The organism is Thauera butanivorans (assembly GCF_048398245.1).
Taxonomy (GTDB): domain Bacteria; phylum Pseudomonadota; class Gammaproteobacteria; order Burkholderiales; family Rhodocyclaceae; genus Thauera; species Thauera butanivorans.
This window is the reverse complement of the sequence record NZ_CP183038.1, coordinates 2,382,543-2,400,358: the sequence shown is the minus strand read 5'-3', so window position 1 is coordinate 2,400,358 and position 17,816 is coordinate 2,382,543. Positions and strand designations below refer to the sequence as shown.

The window sequence follows — 17,816 nt, the reverse complement described above, 5'->3', positions numbered from 1 at the left end:
GCAATAATCCTCCTCCTCCGCAGTCCGACGACCCGACATGGCCCATCTCCAGCTCACCGACATCGACCTCGCTTTCGGCTCTCACCGGATCGTCCAGAAGCTGTCCTTCAGCCTGGAGAAAGGCCGGATCGGCTGCCTGCTGGGGCCTTCCGGCTGCGGCAAGACCACCGTGCTGCGCTGCATCGCCGGTTTCGAGCGCGTGGCCGCGGGCGAAATCCGGCTCGATGGCCGGGTGGTCAGCACCGCCGGCGAGCATCTCGCCCCCGAACAGCGGCGCATCGGCATGGTGTTCCAGGACTACGCGCTGTTTCCCCACCTGACGGTGGCGGACAACATCGCCTTCGGCCTGCGCAAGGAAAGTGCCGAGGCCCGCAGGGCGCGCGTCGCCGAACTGCTGAAACTGGTCGGCCTCAGCGACCAGGGCCACAAATATCCGCACGAGATGTCCGGCGGCCAGCAGCAGCGCGTCGCGCTGGCCCGCGCGCTGGCGCCCCGGCCCAGCCTGCTGCTGCTCGACGAACCCTTTTCGAACCTCGACGTCGAGCTGCGCGAGCGCCTGTCGCACGAAGTGCGCGACATCATCAAGGCCACCGGGACCACCGCCATCCTGGTCACCCACGACCAGCACGAAGCCTTCGCCGTCGCCGACGAGATCGGCATCATGCACGAAGGCCGCATCCAGCAATGGGACACGCCCTACAACCTCTATCACGAACCGGCCAACCGCTTCGTCGCCGACTTCATCGGCCAGGGCGTGTTCGTCGACGGACAGATGCTGGACGAACGCCGCGTCCGCATCGAGCTCGGCATACTCGACAGCCATGTCCCGCTGTCCTGCGGCGACCACAAGGCGTGCAGGCCCGACGCGGCGGTCGACGTGCTGCTGCGTCCGGACGACATAATCCACGACGATGCCAGCCCGCTGAAGGCCGAAGTCCTGCACAAGGCCTTCCGCGGCGCCGACATCCTCTACACCCTGCGCCTGGCGAGCGGCGCGCGGGTGCTGTCGCTGGTGCCGAGCCACCACAACCACGCGATCGGCGAGCACATCGGCATCCGCCTGGATGCCGACCACGTCATCACCTTCCAGGACTCGCCGGCGGCCGACGCAGCCGCCTGAGCCCGGCATGATTCCCTGGCTGGACGGCCCGCCCGGATTTCCGCCGGTCGAGCATGCGCTCCGCGAACCGAACGGCCTGCTCGCCGCCGGCGGCGGCCTGAGCCCGGAATGGCTGCTCGCCGCCTACCGGAAAGGCATCTTTCCCTGGTTCAATCCCGGCGAACCCATCCTGTGGTGGAGTCCCGACCCGCGCCTGGTGCTCGCACCCGAGCAGATCCGCATCAGCCGCTCCCTGCGCAAGCTCCTGCGCCGGCGGCATTTCGAGGTCCGCTTCGACACCCGCTTCAGCGCCGTCATCGACGCCTGTGCGGCGCCGCGCACACCCGGCCCCGGCACCTGGATCACGCCGGAAATCCGCGCCGCGTACTGCGCCATGCATGAACTCGGCCATGCCCACAGCGTCGAAACCTGGCGCGATGGCCGTCTGGTGGGCGGCCTGTACGGCATGGCGCTGGGGCGGGTCTTCTTCGGCGAGTCGATGTTCTCGATCGAATCGAACGCCTCGAAGGTCGCGCTTGCCCACCTGGCCCGCTTCCTGCACATGCGAGGCTATGTCATGATCGACTGCCAGATGACGACGACGCACCTGATGTCGATGGGCGCGTGCGAGATTCCGCGCCGACAGTTCAGCGACATCCTCGCCCGGCACGCATCGGCCTGTCCGGGCGGAGCCCGATGGCCAGCGGACGCCGGGCAGTACATCGACTGGGGCTAGATACACGGCCGGGAGCGAAGATGCAGAAAGACTACCCCTACGCCCTGATACAGTTCTACGCCACCGCGCCCTATGCCTGCTCCTACCTGGCCGGCCGCAATGCACGTTCGCAGGTCGCCACGCCCGGCCACCTGATCGACACCCAGGTATATGGCGAACTGGTGCGGCGCGGCTTCCGCCGCAGCGGCGTGTTCACCTACCGGCCGTATTGCGACACCTGCCACGCCTGCGTGCCGGTGCGCATCCCGGTGCAGGATTTCCGCCCCGACCGCAGCCAGCGGCGCGCCCGGACGCGCCACGCCGGGCTGCGGGCCGTGGAACTGCCGCTGGCCTTCGTCGAGGAGCACTACCGGCTGTACCAGCGCTATCAGTCCACCCGCCACGCCGGCGGCGGCATGGACCTGGACAACCGCGAGCAATACACCCACTTCCTGCTGCAGACCCACGTCGATACGCGGCTGGTGGAATTCCGCGACGGCGACACCCTGTGCATGGTCAGCATCATCGACCGCCTGGAAGACGGCCTGTCCAGCGTCTACACCTTCTACGAACCGGAACTGGCCGGAAGCTCGCTCGGCACCTACGGCGTCCTCTGGCAGATCGAAGCCTGCCGCCGCATGGGCCTGCCCTACGTGTATCTCGGCTACTGGATCGGCGAGAGCCCGAAGATGGCCTACAAGGCACGTTTCCGCCCGCTGCAGGCGCTGCACGCCGGCCAGTGGATGGCGCTGGAGAGCATGCCCGGCCATGGCGGCCCGCTTTCGCCCCACCCGACCCCGGATCCGGGTGCGCCCCCTCTTTCCGGCACATCCGGCGCCATCGCCTGACGGGCACCGAATCGCTACAATCCGCCGATGCTCTACGACATCGCCCGCCCCCTGCTGTTCTCGCTCGACGCCGAGACCGCCCACGAATTCACCATCCATGCCCTGAACCTCGCCGGCCGCGTACTGCCCGCCGGCCAGCCCGAGCCGGCCGAGCCGGTCGAAGTCATGGGCCTGAGCTTCCCGAACCGCATCGGCCTCGCCGCCGGCCTCGACAAGAACGGCGAAGCCATCGACGGCCTCGCCCGCATGGGCTTCGGCTTCATCGAGATCGGTACCATCACGCCGCGCCCCCAGCCCGGCAACCCCCGTCCGCGCATGTTCCGCCTGCCCGAAGTGCAAGGCGTCATCAACCGCATGGGCTTCAACAACCACGGCGTGGACGTCCTGATCGCCCACGTCAAGGCAGCCAAATTCCGCGGCATCCTCGGCATCAACATCGGCAAGAACTTCGATACCCCGATCGAGAACGCCGCCGACGACTACCTCGCCTGCCTCGACAAGATCTATGCGCTGGCCAGCTACGTCACCGTCAACATTTCCTCACCCAACACCAGGAATCTGCGCCAGTTGCAGGGCGAATCCGAACTCGACGACCTGCTCGGCCGCCTCAAGGCCGCGCAGACCCGGTTGGCCGACACCCATGGCCGCTACGTGCCGCTGACGCTGAAGATCGCCCCCGACCTGGACGAAGCCCAGGTCATCAACATCGCCGACGCGCTGCGCCGCCACCGCATCGACGGCGTCATCGCCACCAACACCACCATCGCCCGCGACAAGGTGCAGGGCATCCGCTACGGCGAACAGCAAGGCGGGCTGTCCGGCGCGCCGGTGTTCGAAGCCTCGACCGCCGTCGTCCGCCAGCTCGCCGCGGCGCTTGCCGGCGAACTGCCGATCATTGCCGCCGGCGGCGTGCTCAACGGCAGCGACGCGATCGCCAAGCTCGATGCCGGCGCCAGCCTGGTGCAGGTCTATAGCGGCCTGGTCTATCGCGGCCCGGCGCTGGTGCGCGAATGCGTGCGTGCCACGCGCAGCTGGAAAGCGCCCGCGGCCTGAGCACCCGGCCAGGGGGCCGCAGCCGGTTCAGAAACTCGACCCCGGTTGCTGCAGGAAGGCGACTTCCTCGGCGCTGGGTTCCCGCCCCAGGATGGCATTGCGATGCGGATAGCGCCCGAAGCGATCGATGATGGCCTTGTGGCGCAGTTCGAAATCGTGGCTGTCCGGCGGCGCCCAATGCCTGAACAGGCGTTCGGCCTCGACATGGATCAAGCGCGACTCGCTGTGCATCCAGGGCATCAGCAGGAAGGCGCGCTCGGCAGGCCCGAGCGCATCCAGCACGCCGCCTGCGACCGCCTCCTGCGCCAGCACCAGGGCCATCCCATCCTGCGCGAAAGCACGCGGCGTGCCGCGATGGATGTTGCGCGAGAACTGGTCGAGCACGATGATTTCGGCCAGGCGGCCGCGGGCACTGCCGCGCCAGGCATGGCATTCGCCCTGCGCAGCGCTTTGCAGCACAGCCGCGTAACGTTCGCGCAGCAGGACATCGAAGGCCGGATCGACCGCCCACCATTGGGCCGGCTGGATGTCCTCGAACCAGAAACGCAGGATTTCCTCGTGCATGCTTGTCTCCCTGTCTGTCCCGTCGTGAATTGTGTGACACTTCGGCGCAGCCGAGCACAGGGGCCGTGACAAAACAGCTCCTGCACACGCAGCGCCGAACCTGATGCGTTCTCATGGCCGCTCCAGAATCCTCGGCCCTGCCCCCTCCCTGCCGAGTTCATCCATCGGATTGCGCAACGGGCATTCCTCCAGCGACAGGCAACCGCAGCCTATACAGCCGTCCAGTTCATCGCGCAGCCGCGTCAGCCGCTTGATCCGCTCGTCCAGGCTGGCACGCCACGCCGAGGACAGCTCGCGCCATTGCTCCGTCGTCAGCTTGCTGCCACGCGGGTAGCGGCCCAGCGCTTCCTTGATTTCCTCCAGCGGCACGCCGGCGCGTTGCGCCACCTTGATGACGGCGATGTAGCGCAGCACCACCAAGGGGAAACGCCGCTGGTTGCCCGCGCTGCGCACGCTGGTGATCAAACCCTTCGATTCGTAGAAGTGGATGGTGGATACAGGCACGCCCGCACGCCGGGCAACTTCCCCCACGGTCAGAAACACTCGGATGAAACCGATGGGTTTGTCTTGGTTCGTCACGACGCTTGACCTCAAGTTAACTTGAGGTCTTATAGTCCGCCGCGACCACGCCGGCAAGCCTTGCGGGCCGGACATCGAGGGCGCGTGCAGCACTGCGCTGCTGAATCATCGGGAGAACGACAATGCAAAAATGGGCGGGAGTGGCGATCGCATCGGCCACCGCCGTGACCGTCGCCGCCACATGGCTGATCCGGGGCGGCGACGGCGAAACCTCGAGCGATGGCTGGCCGGTCACCAAGGTGGCCTTGGCCGCCGTGGAGCACGCCGATGCGCCACGGGCATTTCACGGTGTCGGCGAACTGGAAGCTGCGCGCCAGGTGGAGCTGGCCGCGGAAGTCGCAGGGCGCATCACGCGCATCGCCTTCTCCTCCGGCCAGCGTATCGACAAGGGGCAGTTGCTGGTGCAGCTCAACGACGCGCCCGAGCAGGCCGAGCGCCTGCGGCTGCGCGCCCAGTTGCGCAACGCCGAAACGGTACTGGCCCGAACCCGCCAGTTGCACGGCGAGCGGGTGGCGACCCAGGAGCAGCTCGACCACGCCTCCGCGGCCCGTGACATGGCGCGCGGCGAACTGCAGCGCATCGAGGCGGTGATCGCGCAGAAGGCCGTCACCGCGCCCTTCCCCGGCGTGATCGGCATCCGCCGGGTGCATGAGGGGCAGTACCTGAACGCCGGCGATGCCATCGCCAGTCTGGTCGATGCCGGCACGCTGCATGCGAACTTCGCGCTGGATGAGCAGGCGGTGCCGCATCTGCGCGCTGGCCAGCCGGTACAGGTGCGCGCCGATGCCTGGCCAGGGCGTGTGTTCGAGGCAGAGGTCGCCGCCATCGACCCCTTGATCGGCGCCTCGCGCACGGTGCAGGTGCAGGCCCGCATCCCGAATGCCGAAAGGCTGTTGCAGGCCGGCATGTTCGCCAAGGTCCGCGTGCTGCGCCAGCAGCCGACGCCGGTGTTGGTGGTGCCGGAAACCGCCGTGAGCCATTCCGCCTACGGCCAGACGGTGTTCGTCGCCGAAAGGGATGAACGGCAGGCGCTGAGCGTGCGCCGCGTGGCGGTCAGGACCGGCGAACGCTGGCAGGGCCTTGTCGAGATCGAATCCGGCCTGAACGAGGGTGAACGGGTAGTCGTCTCCGGCCAGTTGCGGCTGAGCGACGGAATGCTGGTCGAGGTAGTCGCACGTGACGCGCTTCATGAGGAACAGCCAGTAGCACCTGTGACGGAGGACGCGCGCTCATGAAATTCACCGACGTTTTCGTGCGCCGCCCGGTGCTGGCGCTGGTGGCCAGCAGCCTGATCGTGCTGCTGGGCTTGTTCGCGCTGGGCAAGCTGCCGATCCGGCAGTACCCGACGCTGGAAACCTCGACCATCACGGTCAGCACCGAATACCCCGGCGCGTCCGCCGAACTGATGCAGGGTTTCGTCACCCAGCCGATCACGCAGACGGTGTCCTCGGTCGAAGGCATCGACTACCTGTCGTCCTCGTCGGTGCAGGGCCGCAGCACGGTCACGCTGCGCATGGAGCTGAACCGCGATTCCACCCAGGCGCTGACCGAGACCATGGCCAAGGTCAATCAGGTGCGCTATCGCCTGCCCGAGCGCGCCTACGATCCGGTGATCGAACTGTCCGCCGGCGATTCGACGGCGGTGGCCTATGTCGGCTTCTCCACCGGCAGCCTGTCGGCGCCCGAGCTTACCGACTACCTGTCGCGCGTGGTCGAGCCGCTGTTCTCCGGCATTCCCGGCGTCGCCAAGGTGCAGACCTTCGGCGGCCAGCGGCTGGCGATGCGCCTGTGGCTGGATGCGGATCGCCTGGCCGGCCGCGGCCTGACCGCCAGCGACGTGGCCGAGGCGGTGCGCCGCAACAACTACCAGGCCGCGCCGGGGCAGGTACGCGGGCAGTACGTGATCGCCAATGTACGGGTCGATTCCGAACTGAGCAGCGTCGACGAGTTCCGTGATCTGGTGATCCGCAACGACGGCAACGGTTTGGTGCGCCTGCGCGACGTGGGCACGGTGGAGCTGGGCGCCGCGGCCACCAACGCCAGCGCCACGATGGATGGCGAAGCCGCCGTCCACCTGGGCCTGTTCCCGACGCCCGCGGGCAATCCGCTGGTCATCGTCGATGGCATCCGCCAGTTGCTGCCGGAGATCGAGAAAGCGCTGCCGCCGGGCGTGAAGATGGAACTGGCCTACGAGACGGCCCGCTTCATCGAAGCCTCGATCGACGAGGTGCTGCACACGCTGCTGGAGGCGGTGCTGATCGTGGTGCTGGTGATCTGGCTGTGCCTGGGCTCGCTGCGCAGCGTCGTCATCCCGGTGCTGACGATCCCGCTGTCGATGCTGGGCGCAGCCGGGCTGATGCTGGCCTTCGGCTTCAGCATCAATCTGCTGACCCTGCTGGCGATGGTATTGGCGATCGGCCTGGTGGTGGACGACGCCATCGTCGTGGTGGAGAACGTACATCGCCACATCGAAGAAGGCAGGTCGCCAATCGCGGCGGCATTGATCGGTGCGCGCGAGATCGCCGGGCCGGTCATCGCCATGACGCTGACGCTGGCGGCGGTCTATGCCCCGATCGGCCTGATAGGTGGGCTGACCGGAGCGCTGTTCCGTGAGTTCGCGCTGACGCTGGCCGGCGCGGTGATCGTCTCAGGTGTGGTGGCGCTGACACTGTCGCCGGTGATGAGTTCGCTGCTGCTGAAGTCCAGCCGGCAGGACGACGGACACGGCCGCATGGCGAGGCTGGCCGAACAGGTCTTCGGCGGCCTGGCAGACGGTTACGGCAAGCTGCTGCGTTTCTCGCTGCGCCAACGCTGGCTGAGCGGTGGCGTCGCCCTGCTCGTCTGCCTGAGCCTGCCTCTGCTGTACCAGATGCCTCAACGCGAACTGGCACCGCCGGAAGACCAGGCCGCGGTGCTGGCCGCGATCAAGTCGCCTCAGTACGCCAGCCTGGACTATGCCGAACGCTTCGGGCTGGAGCTGCACCGCGTCATGGCCGCCATTCCGGAAACGACCGGCACCTGGATCATCAACGGCACCGACGGCCCCGCGTCCAGCTTCGGCGGCATCAACCTGTCGGACTGGGGCGCACGCGAGCGCAAGGAGCCTGAAATCCTCGCCGAGCTGCAGCAGGCCGTGGGCGACATCGAAGGCAGCAGCATCTTCGCCTTCCAGGTCGCGCCGCTGCCGGGCGGCAGCGGCGGCCTGCCGGTGCAACTGGTGCTGCGCAGTGCCCAGGACCATCCGGTGATCTATGAAGCGATGGCGGGCCTGAAGCAGCGCGCCCGCGAAAGCGGCCTGTTCGTCGTGGTCGACAGCGACCTGGAGTACGACAGCCCGGTGGTCCAGCTCACCATCGACCGTGCCAAGGCGGGAAGCCTGGGCATTTCCATGCAGGACATCGGCGATTCGCTCGGCGTGCTGGTCGGCGAGAACTACATCAACCGCTTCGCCCTGTTCGGCCGTTCCTACGACGTGATCCCGCAGAGCATGCGCGACCAGCGGCTGACGCCGCAGGCACTGGCTCGCCAGTTCGTGCGCACCGGCGACGGCACCCTGGTGCCGCTGTCCACGGTGCTGCGGCTGGAGATGGGCGTCGAACCCAACCGCCTGATGCAGTTCGACCAGCAGAACGCCGCCACCCTGCAGGCCATTCCCGCACCAGGCGTGTCACTGGGCCGGGCGGTGGGTTTCCTTGAGCAGGCGGTGGCCGATCTGCCGCCCGGTTTCAGCCACGACTGGCAGTCCGAATCCCGCCAGTACGTGCAGGAAGGCAATGCGCTGGTGTTCGCCTTCCTCGCCGCCCTGGTGGTGATCTATCTGGTGCTGGCGGCGCAGTACGAGAGCCTGGCCGATCCGCTGATCATCCTGATCACCGTGCCGCTGTCGATCTGCGGCGCGCTGCTGCCACTGGCACTGGGCTGGGCGACACTGAACATCTACACCCAGATCGGCCTGGTGACGTTGATCGGCCTGATCAGCAAGCACGGCATCCTGATGGTGGAGTTCGCCAACGAACTGCAGGCGAATGAAGGGCTGGACCGGACGTCCGCGATCATCCGCGCCGCGCAGATCCGCCTACGGCCGGTGCTGATGACCACCAGCGCGATGGCCTTCGGCGTGGTGCCGCTGCTGTTCGCCAGCGGCGCGGGCGCCAACAGCCGCTTCGGCCTGGGCGTGGTGATCGTCTGCGGCATGCTGGTCGGCACGCTGTTCACCCTGTTCGTGCTGCCGACGATCTACACCTGGCTGGCACGCGACCATCGCGTGCAGAGCGCACGTGAGCTTCAGTTGGCCGGGATCGCTGAAATCGAACGGGCCGAAGGAGCGAAGGCATGAGGACGAGCAGCACCAGACTCCGTCTCCTGAGTGCAGCGGCGCTGGCCACGGCGCTGACCGGCTGCGCAGTGGGACCGAAGTACGTCAAACCCGACACACCAGCCGTCGTGCTTGCCAGCCCACAGACGGTGGAACTGGCCGCGAGCCAGGCGATGGACAGCAGCGCAACGATGCCCGCCGATTGGTGGCGCTTCTTCGAGGACGAGGGCCTGGCCCGCTGGATCGAAACGGCACTGTCCCACAACCACGACATCCGCCAGGCGCAGGCCAGGCTGCTTGGCGCCCGTGCGGTCTTCGACGAACGCCGGCTCGACCGCCTGCCGGGCGTGACCAGCAGCGCCGGCCATGTGCGGGGCATCCAGCAGCAGGCCAGCAACGACGGCCGACGCAGGCTGTCCGAATCCTGGCAGGCCGGCTTCGACGTGCAGTGGGAAATCGACCTGTTCGGCCGCCTGGATCGGCTGCAACAGGCAGCGATGGCCCGTGCCGAAGCCAGCCGGGCTGACCTGGCGCTGACGCGCCTGAGCATCGCTGCCGAAGTCGCACGGGCATGGTTCGATGCACAAGGCCATCGGCGGCAACTGGACGTCGCCCGGCAGGAAGCCGACAATTGGCGCGAAACCGTCCGCCTGGCCGAAGCCAGCCAGCGCGCCGGCGCCGGACTGCCGGAGGAGGTGGAAAGCGCCCGCGCCAACCTGCTGCGCAGCGAGGCCGCGATTCCCCCGCTGACGGCGGCCTTGCAGCAGGCCCGCTACCGGCTCGACGTGCTCGCCGGACGGCGGCCCGGCCAGGCCCGGGCGGAATTGCCCGACCCGGCCGAAACCCGCTTCGCGCCACTGGCAACGCAGCTTCCGCTGGGCGACGTCAAGCACCTGATCCTCGCGCGGCCCGACGTGATCCGGGCTGAACGCCTGCTGGCCGCCAGCGTCGAGAACGTGGGCGCAGCCACCGCCGAGCTCTACCCTCGCCTCGACCTGGGCGGCTTTTTCGGCTTCTTCGCCTTGCGCGATGGCGATCTCGGCAGCGCCGCCTCGCGCACCTTCCAGGCTGCCCCCACTCTGTCCTGGCCAGCCCTGCGCCTCGGCAATGCCCGCGCGCGGCTGCGCGCCGCCAGGGCGCAGTCCGAAGGCTTGCTGGCCGTCTACGAACAGGTATTGCTGAACGCACAGGAGGAAGTCGAAAACGCGATCACCACCCTCGCCGAACAGCAGCGCCAACTCGCCGTCTTGCTGCAATCGGCCGGCCACGCCCAGGCGGCCTTCGACATCGCCGGCAAACGCTACCGCGCCGGTGCCGGCAGCTACCAGGCCGTGCTGGAGAGCCAGCGAACGCTGTTTCAGCTACGCCGGCAGATCGTGCAGGAGGAAACCGGATCGCAGGTGCAAGTGGTCGCGCTATACAAGGCGCTCGGCTGGCAAGGCGAGCGCGCCATGCCTTGATACGCCACATTGCCACATCACAGCACTCGAGCCATCACTCCACGACAGGCTGCAGCGGCGGCCCATCTGCCGTCGCCTCATCATCGGCCGGCTGGCCGGCAGTCAGGCAGGCCACCAGCGCGGTGGCGATGCCATCGGCCATGCGGGCGATGCGCGCGGGATCGCGCAGCAGCAGTTCCTCGTCGCGGTTCTTGATCACGCCGGCCTCGAACAGTACGGCGGGCATCGTCGCATGTCGTAGCACCGCCAGGCCATCGTAATAATGCACGGCATGCATGGGGTCCGCGTAGGCGCGGCGGCGGCCGTTCTTGTAGGTGGGCTCGAAACCCATGCGCTGCAGGCGTGCGCCGATGATGCGGGCGCACAGGATGCTGCGCGCGGTATCCGGGTTGTCGCGCGAGACGAACAGCGAATGTCCGGCGAAGTCGTCGTTGTAGTCCAGCGCCTGCCCCTGCCACTGCCAGGGCTGCAGTTCGAAGGCGTTGACCGAGTCGTGGTGGATCGACAGCAGGAAGGCGGCTCCCTCGGCCGCCTGTGGCCTGGCCTTCAGGCTGGGGATGAGGCCGTCCTCGTTGATCAGGCGTGCGGACCGGCCCCGCGCCTGCAGCGCCGCCGTCACCTCGCGTGCCAGATCGAGGTTGAATTCGAATTCGCTGCGTCCACGCGCGCTCGTCGCCCCCGGTGCCGCCAGGGTATGGCCCACGTCCACCACGATCTCGCCATGTGCCAGCGCAATCGCCGGCAAGGCGAGCATGGCCATGCAGACGCGATGCGCTGTCGATGCCATCCCGTTCATCTCCACCCACGCTCTCCAGCCCGGTCGCCGGGCGCATTCCGGCTACCCGGTCAATCTTGATTCAAATCATGGTGGGGGGGCAGCCGGCTCCCTACCATGCGCTCACCATCGGCTCAGCCGTGGGAATGTAATCCCCCTTACCACTGACACCAATCAATCCTGAAAACGAGACCAATGATGAGGAGTGCGCGATGAGCGGCATTTTCACAAAATCGATGGCGCGGAACATCTTCTATGGGGGGACGGTTTTCTTCTTCCTCCTGTTCCTGGCGCTGACCTTCGACACCGAGCGCGAACTGCCATCGCGCGACAATTCTCACAACATCACGCCGGAAGTCGCCGCCGGCAAGCACATCTGGGAAACACGAAACTGTATCGGATGCCACTCCCTGCTGGGCGAAGGCGCCTATTTCGCGCCTGAACTCGGCAATGTCTATGTTCGCCGCGGTCCGGAGTTCATCAAGGCGTGGATGCAGAGCATGCCCACGATGGCGCCTGGCCGCCGCCAGATGCCCAACTTCAACCTGACCGACGAGGAGCTGGATGAGCTCGTTGCCTTCCTGAAGTACACCTCCGAGATCAACACCGCCAACTGGCCGCCCAACATCGAAGGTTGAGTCGAAGGCTGAACCATAGAACCTCAGACGCAACCCGGAGAACCGACAAGGGGATCATCCATGCAATACAAATCACAAGCGGTCGCCATGCCCTACTTCATCGCGGCGATCGGACTGTTCGTGGGGCAAATCATTTTCGGCCTGATCATGGGCATGCAGTACGTCGTCGGCGATTTCCTGTTCCCGGAAATCCCGTTCAACGTGGCCCGCATGGTCCATACCAACCTGCTGATCGTCTGGCTGCTGTTCGGCTTCATGGGCGCGGCCTACTACATGATTCCGGAAGAAGCGGAAACCGAGCTCTACAGCCCGAAGCTGGCGCTGGCGATGTTCTGGATCTTCCTCGTCGCCGGTGCGGCCACCATCCTCGGCTATCTGCTGGTGCCCTACGCCACGCTGGCCGAGATGACGGGCAACGACATCCTCGCCACGATGGGACGCGAGTTCCTCGAGCAGCCGCTGATCACCAAGATCGGCATCGTCATCGTCGCCCTCGCCTTCCTGTTCAACATCACCATGACCACGCTCAAGGGCCGCAAGACCGCCATCAGCATGGTGCTGCTGCTCGGTCTGTGGGGTCTGGCGATCTTCTTCCTGTTCTCCTTCTACAACCCGGTGAACCTCGTCCGTGACAAGTTCTACTGGTGGTGGGTGGTGCACCTCTGGGTGGAAGGCGTGTGGGAACTGATCCTCGGCGCGCTGCTGGCCTTCGTGCTGATCAAGGTGACCGGGGTCGACCGCGAAGTCATCGAGAAGTGGCTGTACGTGATCATCACGCTGGCCCTGGTCACCGGCATCATCGGTACCGGCCACCACTACTACTGGATCGGTGCGCCGGAATACTGGCAGTGGTGGGGTTCCATCTTCTCCGCGCTGGAGCCGCTGCCCTTCTTCGCCATGACCGTCTTCGCCTTCAACATGGTCAACCGCCGTCGCCGCGAGCATCCGAACCGCGCTGCCGTGCTGTGGGCCCTGGGTACCGGCGTGATGGCCTTCCTCGGCGCAGGCGTGTGGGGCTTCCTGCACACCCTGGCTCCGGTCAACTACTACACCCACGGCTCGCAGATCACCGCCGCCCACGGTCACATGGCCTTCTACGGCGCCTACGTGATGGTCGTGCTCACCATCATCAGCTACGCGATGCCGATCCTGCGCGGCCGTGCCGCCAACTCGAACAAGTCGCAAGTGCTGGAAATGTGGGCCTTCTGGCTGATGACGATCGCGATGGTCTTCATCACCCTGTTCCTCACCGCCGCCGGCATCCTGCAAGTGTGGCTGCAGCGCGTGTCCGACTCGCCGATGTCCTTCATGGCCGCCCAGGACCAGGTCACCCTGTTCTACTGGATGCGTGAATGGGCGGGTGTGATGTTCTTCGTCGGCCTGGTGGTGTACGTCATCAGCTTCTTCGTCAAGGGCGAGACCCAGCCGGCAAAGGCATGACGATGACCGGTGTCTCTCCGCAGTAACTCCTGGGCGACCAGGGGAAGGGGTTGGGGGCGGCTTGGGCCGCCCCTTTTTTTTCGTCGACGGTCTGGCGATCCGGCGCCCGGCAGTCCGGCGGCGGCAAACCGCTTGCCTGCCGCGCCACAGCCTGTAGGATCCCAGCTTTCCGAGAAATACAGCACAGGAGCCCGCACATGCAGACCTATGGCTATGCCGCCTACAGCAAGGACACGCCTCTGGCGCCCTTCAAGTTCGAACGCCGTGCGCTGCGGCCGAACGACGTCGCGATGGAGATCCTCTACTGTGGCGTGTGCCATTCCGACCTGCACACCACGCGCAACGACTGGGGCAAGAGCTATTACCCGATCGTGCCGGGGCACGAGATCGTCGGTCGCGTCACCCGGGTCGGCGCCGAGGTCACCCGCTACAAGGCCGGCGACCACGTCGCCGTCGGCTGCCTGGTCGACAGCTGCATGGAATGCGATCTATGCCAACGGGGCGAGGAACAGCTCTGTCGCAAGGGCTGCACCGGCACCTATGGCGGACACGACCGCATCACCCGGGAGCCGACGCAGGGCGGCTATTCCAAGCATCTGGTGGTGCGCGAGGAATTCTGCCTGCGCGTACCCGAAGGGCTGGATCTGGCCCGGGCGGCGCCCTTGCTGTGCGCCGGCATCACCACCTGGTCGCCGCTGCGCACCTGGCAAGTCGGGCCGGGCAGCCGGGTGGCCGTGATCGGGCTGGGCGGCCTGGGCCACATGGCGGTCAAGCTCGCGGTCGGGCTGGGCGCCGACGTCACGGTGCTGAGCCGCAGCAGGGACAAGGAAGCCGACGCGCTGGCGCTGGGCGCGCACCGCCTGCTCGCCTCATCGGACACCGAGTCGATGCGCAAGGCCTCCAGCAGCTTCGACCTGATCATCGACACCGTGCCGGTCCAGCACAGCCTCAAGCCCTATCTGCCGTTGCTGGACGTGGACGGGACGCTGGTACTGGTGGGCCAGATCGGCCCGCTGGACGAACTGAGCACGGTGCCGTTGCTGTTCGGCCGCCGCCGCATCGCCGGCTCGCCGATCGGCGGCATCCGCGAGACGCAGGAACTGCTCGATTTCTGCGCGGCAAAGAACATCCTGCCCGACTGCGAGATGATCCGCATGGACGAGATCAACCACGCCTTCGAGCGCATGGAAAAAGCCGACGTGCGCTACCGCTTCGTGATCGACATGGCTTCGCTGTCCAGCGTCGCCTGAAGCAGCGGCCCGCCCCCGTATGCCGCGGGCGAGCCGGCGCTTCAGCCACGCCCGAAGCGCAGCAGGCGCAGCGCGTTGAGCGTGACCAGCGCCGTCGCCCCGGCATCGGCCAGCACTGCCACCCACAAGCCGGTCATGCCCAGCACGCTGGTGACCAGGAACACCCCCTTGAGGCCGAGCGCGAACACCACGTTCTGGTGGATGTTGGCCATCGTCGCCCGCGACAGCGCGATGAGATGGGCGAGATCGCTGACGCGGCTCTTCAGCAGCGCGGCATCGGCGGTTTCGATCGCCACGTCGGTGCCGCCGCCCATCGCGATGCCGACGTCGGCCGCTGCCAGTGCCGGCGCGTCGTTGATGCCGTCGCCCACCATCGCCACGCGGGCATCACGCTTCATGCCGTCGATCAGGCGCAGCTTGTCCTGCGGCAGCAGTTCGGCCTGCCATTCCATGTCCAGTTCGCCGGCCAGCGCCCGCGCCGTGCGGGCGTTGTCGCCGGTCAGCATCACCGGCCGCACGCCCAGCGCCTTGAGCCGGGCGACGCCCTCACGCGCATCCGGCCGCAGTTCGTCGCGCAGCGCGAGCAGGCCCAGGGCGCGCCCCGCCTCCTCGTCGAGCAGCACCGACACCGTCTTGCCATCGTTCTGCAAGGCCTCGATGCGTGCCCGCTGCCCAGGCGCAAGCTGCGCGACCTGCTCGGCGTACACCGGAGAGCCCACCGCCAGGCGACGGCCATCCACCCGCGCACGCACTGCCCGGCCCGCGCTGGCCGAAGCCTCCGCCGCCACTGGAATGGCGAGCCCGGCACTTTCGGCCTGCCGGATGATGGCCCTGGCCAGCGGATGGCTGGAACCGGATTCGACGCCCGCCGCCAGCGCGAGCACGCTCATCGCCTGGCTCTCCTCGTCTTCCCCTTCTTCTCCGTCAAAGGCGGCAATGTCGGTGACGCGCAGCCTGCCTTCGGTCAGCGTGCCGGTCTTGTCGAAGGCGATCGCACCCACGCGGCCGATGGTTTCCAGCGCATTGCCGCCCTTGATCAGCAGCCCTTGCCGCGTGCCCGCCGCCAGGCCCGAAGCAATGGCGGCCGGGGTCGACAACACCAGCGCGCAAGGGCAGGCGATCAGCAGCAACGCCAGGCCGCGATAGAGCCAGGTGCCCCAGTCGCCGCCCAGCACCAGCGGCGGCACCAGCACGACCAGCGCCGCCAGCGCCATCACCGCCGGCGTGTAATAGCGGCTGAAGCGCTCGATGAAACGCGCGGTGGGCGATCTGGCGGCCTGGGCCTGCTCCACCAGATGAATGATGCGGGCGATGGTGTTGTCCGCGGCGGCCTTGTCCACCCGGACCTGCAGCACGCCATCGACGTTGATGGTGCCGGCGAAGACGCCGTCGCCGGCTGCCTTCTCCCGGGGCACGGACTCGCCGGTCACCGGCGACTCGTCCAGACTGGACGCGCCCGCCACGATCACGCCGTCGGCCGGCACGCGGTCGCCCGGCCGGACCAGCACGCGGTCATCCACGCGCAAGGACGAGGCCGGCACTTCGCGCTGCCCGCCCTGCCCATCGAGCAGCAGCGCCGTCTTCGGCACCAGCGCGGCCAGCGCCTTGATGCCGGCGCGCGCACGGCCCGCGGCGACGTTCTCCAGCAATTCGCCGACCGAGAACAGGAACACCACCGCAACGGCCTCTTCCGCCTCGCCGATCAGCAGGGCACCGACTGCAGCGACGGACATCAGCATCTCGATCGAGAACGGCGAACCCGCGCGCGCCAGTGCGAACGCCTTGCGCACGAAGGGAAAGACGCCGAGCAGCACGGCGGCGGCAAACACCCAGGGCCCATATGCCGGCAACACGAGCGCCATCGCATAGGCCGCACCCATCAGCACGCCGAGGCCGAGAACCTGCGCGCCCTTCTTCGTCTTCCACCAGGGCAGGTCCGCGGCAGCAGCAGGAGCGCTCGGCGCTCCCTCTTCCCCCCTCCGGTCCTGGATGGCAGACACACCGAAGCCCAGCCCGCCGATGACTTTCTCGATGTCGCCGACGCCGGTGGCCGAATCCGGCGCCAGCGCCAGTTCCAGCGTTTCCGCAGCGAAATTGAGCCGGATGCAGGACACCCCCGGCATGCGCGCCAGCGCAGTCTCGATCTTGCCGACGCAGCTTGCGCAGTCCATGCCTTCGACCCGCATCGATACCCTGGGTGAGCTTTCGGGCGCAGGAGCGGACGCTGCCTGGGCGGCAGCCACCTCCCCGGCCGCGTGGGCATGCCGATGCCCGTCCGCGCAGGCCTGGATCTCGCAATGGCAGTGATCCGCGCAGCCATCCCGCTCGTGCCGGTGGCCGTCGTGGTGCCCGTGCTCCGCATGGTGTTCATTCATGCCGATCTCCTTGCCTGCCGATGCGGGAGCTGCAAAAACGCAGACCTTCTTGCACAGCAGGTGCACTCATACTAGCACACATGAACAATTGTTCATGTGTTTTTTAAAAAGGCACACCCGCTCCGCTGCAGCGCCACACCTCCTGCCCGGGCGCAGCGTTCAATCGTCAGCCTGCTCTTCCACGATGTGGCTGGCCATGTCCTGCAGCACCTGGCTGACGTGCTGGTCGGCGACTTCGTAGAAGATGTGCTTGGCCCGCCGCACTCCCTTCACCAGCCGCGCGCCACGCAGCAGCCGCAAATGGTGGCTGACCAGCGACTGCGACAGCTCAAGGCTGTCAGCGATCTCCCCCACCGAAGTGGAACCTTTCATGCAGCACAGCATGATCCTGAGGCGCGACGGATCGCCCAGCAGGCGGAAAGTCTCCGCCAGGATGGTGACGTCGTTCTGCGACAGCGCAAAGGCATCGCCGGCGTCCTGTTCTCGTGCAGGCGCAGGCGGCACATCCTTGCCGTCGCGCGGTTTGTGTGAAGTCATGGCGCGAAGATACCTGTTCCCGAAGCCGGCCGCTGTGGTCCCTGATCGGCAGCCGCATCGGTCTGCCCTGCTGGTGGCCGGGATTACAGCCTAGAACCCCCGTCACGTCCACCCCGCGGGGCAGGATGCAGGACGACGGCGAGCAGCAGCGGCCGTCCATACCGGCCC

General features: G+C 67.2%; 15 protein-coding genes. 10 read left to right on the top strand and 5 right to left on the bottom strand.

The features are described 5' to 3' along the window. Positions 1-37: 37 nt before the first annotated feature. From ACNQFN_RS11725 to ACNQFN_RS11710, 4 genes are read left to right on the top strand one after another with little or no spacing between them, the layout of a single operon-like run. Complete coding sequence (locus tag ACNQFN_RS11725; protein ID WP_068635156.1) at positions 38-1,120, top strand: ABC transporter ATP-binding protein; 1,083 nt, start codon at positions 38-40, stop codon at positions 1,118-1,120. A gap of 7 nt (positions 1,121-1,127) precedes the next feature. Continuing rightward, the gene (aat, locus tag ACNQFN_RS11720) at positions 1,128-1,835 is read left to right on the top strand and encodes a leucyl/phenylalanyl-tRNA--protein transferase (protein WP_068635157.1); all 708 of its coding nucleotides are present in this window, start codon (positions 1,128-1,130) and stop codon (positions 1,833-1,835) included. Positions 1,836-1,855: 20 nt separating this feature from the next. Beyond that, positions 1,856-2,662: an arginyltransferase gene (locus tag ACNQFN_RS11715; protein ID WP_083953433.1), complete on the top strand. Its 807-nt coding sequence runs from the start codon at positions 1,856-1,858 to the stop codon at positions 2,660-2,662. 27 nt (positions 2,663-2,689) lie between these two features. Then, positions 2,690-3,715, top strand: a complete 1,026-nt coding sequence (locus tag ACNQFN_RS11710; RefSeq protein ID WP_418646580.1) for a quinone-dependent dihydroorotate dehydrogenase — start codon at positions 2,690-2,692, stop codon at positions 3,713-3,715. A 27-nt stretch (positions 3,716-3,742) separates the two neighbouring features. On the opposite strand, the gene ACNQFN_RS11705 is transcribed toward ACNQFN_RS11710, so the two are convergent. After that, positions 3,743-4,279: a DUF924 family protein gene (locus tag ACNQFN_RS11705; RefSeq protein WP_068635159.1), complete on the bottom strand. Its 537-nt coding sequence runs from the start codon at positions 4,277-4,279 to the stop codon at positions 3,743-3,745. 111 nt (positions 4,280-4,390) lie between these two features. Next, positions 4,391-4,810 (bottom strand): redox-sensitive transcriptional activator SoxR, encoded by a 420-nt coding sequence (soxR, locus tag ACNQFN_RS11700; RefSeq protein WP_418648918.1) that lies wholly within the window; start codon positions 4,808-4,810, stop codon positions 4,391-4,393. Between the two features lie 170 nt (positions 4,811-4,980). Between soxR and ACNQFN_RS11695 the strand changes: the two genes are divergently transcribed. From ACNQFN_RS11695 to ACNQFN_RS11685, 3 genes are read left to right on the top strand one after another with little or no spacing between them, the layout of a single operon-like run. After that, complete coding sequence (locus ACNQFN_RS11695; RefSeq protein ID WP_418646579.1) at positions 4,981-6,093, top strand: efflux RND transporter periplasmic adaptor subunit; 1,113 nt, start codon at positions 4,981-4,983, stop codon at positions 6,091-6,093. Further along, a complete protein-coding gene (locus tag ACNQFN_RS11690; protein ID WP_418646578.1) occupies positions 6,090-9,194 on the top strand; it encodes a MexW/MexI family multidrug efflux RND transporter permease subunit in 3,105 nt (1,034 codons plus the stop codon). The genes ACNQFN_RS11695 and ACNQFN_RS11690 overlap by 4 nt, the downstream gene beginning before the upstream one ends. Continuing rightward, on the top strand, positions 9,191-10,633 hold the full coding sequence (locus ACNQFN_RS11685; protein ID WP_418646577.1) for an efflux transporter outer membrane subunit: 1,443 nt from the start codon (positions 9,191-9,193) through the stop codon (positions 10,631-10,633). Before ACNQFN_RS11690 ends, ACNQFN_RS11685 begins: the two co-directional genes overlap by 4 nt. Positions 10,634-10,667: 34 nt before the next feature. Here the strand turns inward: ACNQFN_RS11685 and ACNQFN_RS11680 are convergent, their stop codons facing one another. Further along, positions 10,668-11,420: an N-acetylmuramoyl-L-alanine amidase family protein gene (locus tag ACNQFN_RS11680; protein ID WP_418646576.1), complete on the bottom strand. Its 753-nt coding sequence runs from the start codon at positions 11,418-11,420 to the stop codon at positions 10,668-10,670. A gap of 200 nt (positions 11,421-11,620) precedes the next feature. On the opposite strand from ACNQFN_RS11680, the gene ACNQFN_RS11675 reads away from it, so the two are divergent. The 3 genes from ACNQFN_RS11675 to ACNQFN_RS11665 all read left to right on the top strand — a co-directional run bounded on the left by ACNQFN_RS11675 (position 11,621) and on the right by ACNQFN_RS11665 (position 14,736). Further along, complete coding sequence (locus ACNQFN_RS11675) at positions 11,621-12,046, top strand: c-type cytochrome (protein ID WP_068635164.1); 426 nt, start codon at positions 11,621-11,623, stop codon at positions 12,044-12,046. Between the two features lie 60 nt (positions 12,047-12,106). After that, on the top strand, positions 12,107-13,486 hold the full coding sequence (locus ACNQFN_RS11670; RefSeq protein WP_068635165.1) for a cbb3-type cytochrome c oxidase subunit I: 1,380 nt from the start codon (positions 12,107-12,109) through the stop codon (positions 13,484-13,486). 197 nt (positions 13,487-13,683) lie between these two features. Continuing rightward, positions 13,684-14,736, top strand: coding sequence for an NAD(P)-dependent alcohol dehydrogenase (locus tag ACNQFN_RS11665; protein ID WP_068635166.1), 1,053 nt, complete (start codon positions 13,684-13,686; stop codon positions 14,734-14,736). A 41-nt stretch (positions 14,737-14,777) separates the two neighbouring features. Here the strand turns inward: ACNQFN_RS11665 and ACNQFN_RS11660 are convergent, their stop codons facing one another. Both ACNQFN_RS11660 and ACNQFN_RS11655 read right to left on the bottom strand, forming a co-directional pair. Further along, positions 14,778-17,111, bottom strand: coding sequence for a heavy metal translocating P-type ATPase (locus tag ACNQFN_RS11660; protein WP_418646575.1), 2,334 nt, complete (start codon positions 17,109-17,111; stop codon positions 14,778-14,780). 159 nt (positions 17,112-17,270) lie between these two features. Further along, on the bottom strand, positions 17,271-17,648 hold the full coding sequence (locus ACNQFN_RS11655; RefSeq protein WP_418646574.1) for an ArsR/SmtB family transcription factor: 378 nt from the start codon (positions 17,646-17,648) through the stop codon (positions 17,271-17,273). Between the last annotated feature and the right edge of the window lie 168 nt (positions 17,649-17,816).

Bases quoted from the DNA above. Each gene is read 5' to 3' on its own strand.
- ACNQFN_RS11675 (WP_068635164.1), top strand. From the start codon at position 11,621: ATGAGCGGCATTTTCACAAAATCGATGGCGCGGAACATCTTCTATGGG.
- ACNQFN_RS11670 (WP_068635165.1), top strand. From the start codon at position 12,107: ATGCAATACAAATCACAAGCGGTCGCCATGCCCTACTTCATCGCGGCG.
- ACNQFN_RS11710 (WP_418646580.1), top strand. From the start codon at position 2,690: ATGCTCTACGACATCGCCCGCCCCCTGCTGTTCTCGCTCGACGCCGAG.
- ACNQFN_RS11685 (WP_418646577.1), top strand. From the start codon at position 9,191: ATGAGGACGAGCAGCACCAGACTCCGTCTCCTGAGTGCAGCGGCGCTG.
- ACNQFN_RS11725 (WP_068635156.1), top strand. From the start codon at position 38: ATGGCCCATCTCCAGCTCACCGACATCGACCTCGCTTTCGGCTCTCAC.
- ACNQFN_RS11665 (WP_068635166.1), top strand. From the start codon at position 13,684: ATGCAGACCTATGGCTATGCCGCCTACAGCAAGGACACGCCTCTGGCG.
- ACNQFN_RS11660 (WP_418646575.1), bottom strand. From the start codon at position 17,111: ATGAATGAACACCATGCGGAGCACGGGCACCACGACGGCCACCGGCAC.
- aat (WP_068635157.1), top strand. From the start codon at position 1,128: ATGATTCCCTGGCTGGACGGCCCGCCCGGATTTCCGCCGGTCGAGCAT.
- ACNQFN_RS11705 (WP_068635159.1), bottom strand. From the start codon at position 4,279: ATGCACGAGGAAATCCTGCGTTTCTGGTTCGAGGACATCCAGCCGGCC.
- ACNQFN_RS11715 (WP_083953433.1), top strand. From the start codon at position 1,856: ATGCAGAAAGACTACCCCTACGCCCTGATACAGTTCTACGCCACCGCG.
- ACNQFN_RS11695 (WP_418646579.1), top strand. From the start codon at position 4,981: ATGCAAAAATGGGCGGGAGTGGCGATCGCATCGGCCACCGCCGTGACC.
- ACNQFN_RS11655 (WP_418646574.1), bottom strand. From the start codon at position 17,648: ATGACTTCACACAAACCGCGCGACGGCAAGGATGTGCCGCCTGCGCCT.
- ACNQFN_RS11690 (WP_418646578.1), top strand. From the start codon at position 6,090: ATGAAATTCACCGACGTTTTCGTGCGCCGCCCGGTGCTGGCGCTGGTG.
- ACNQFN_RS11680 (WP_418646576.1), bottom strand. From the start codon at position 11,420: ATGGCATCGACAGCGCATCGCGTCTGCATGGCCATGCTCGCCTTGCCG.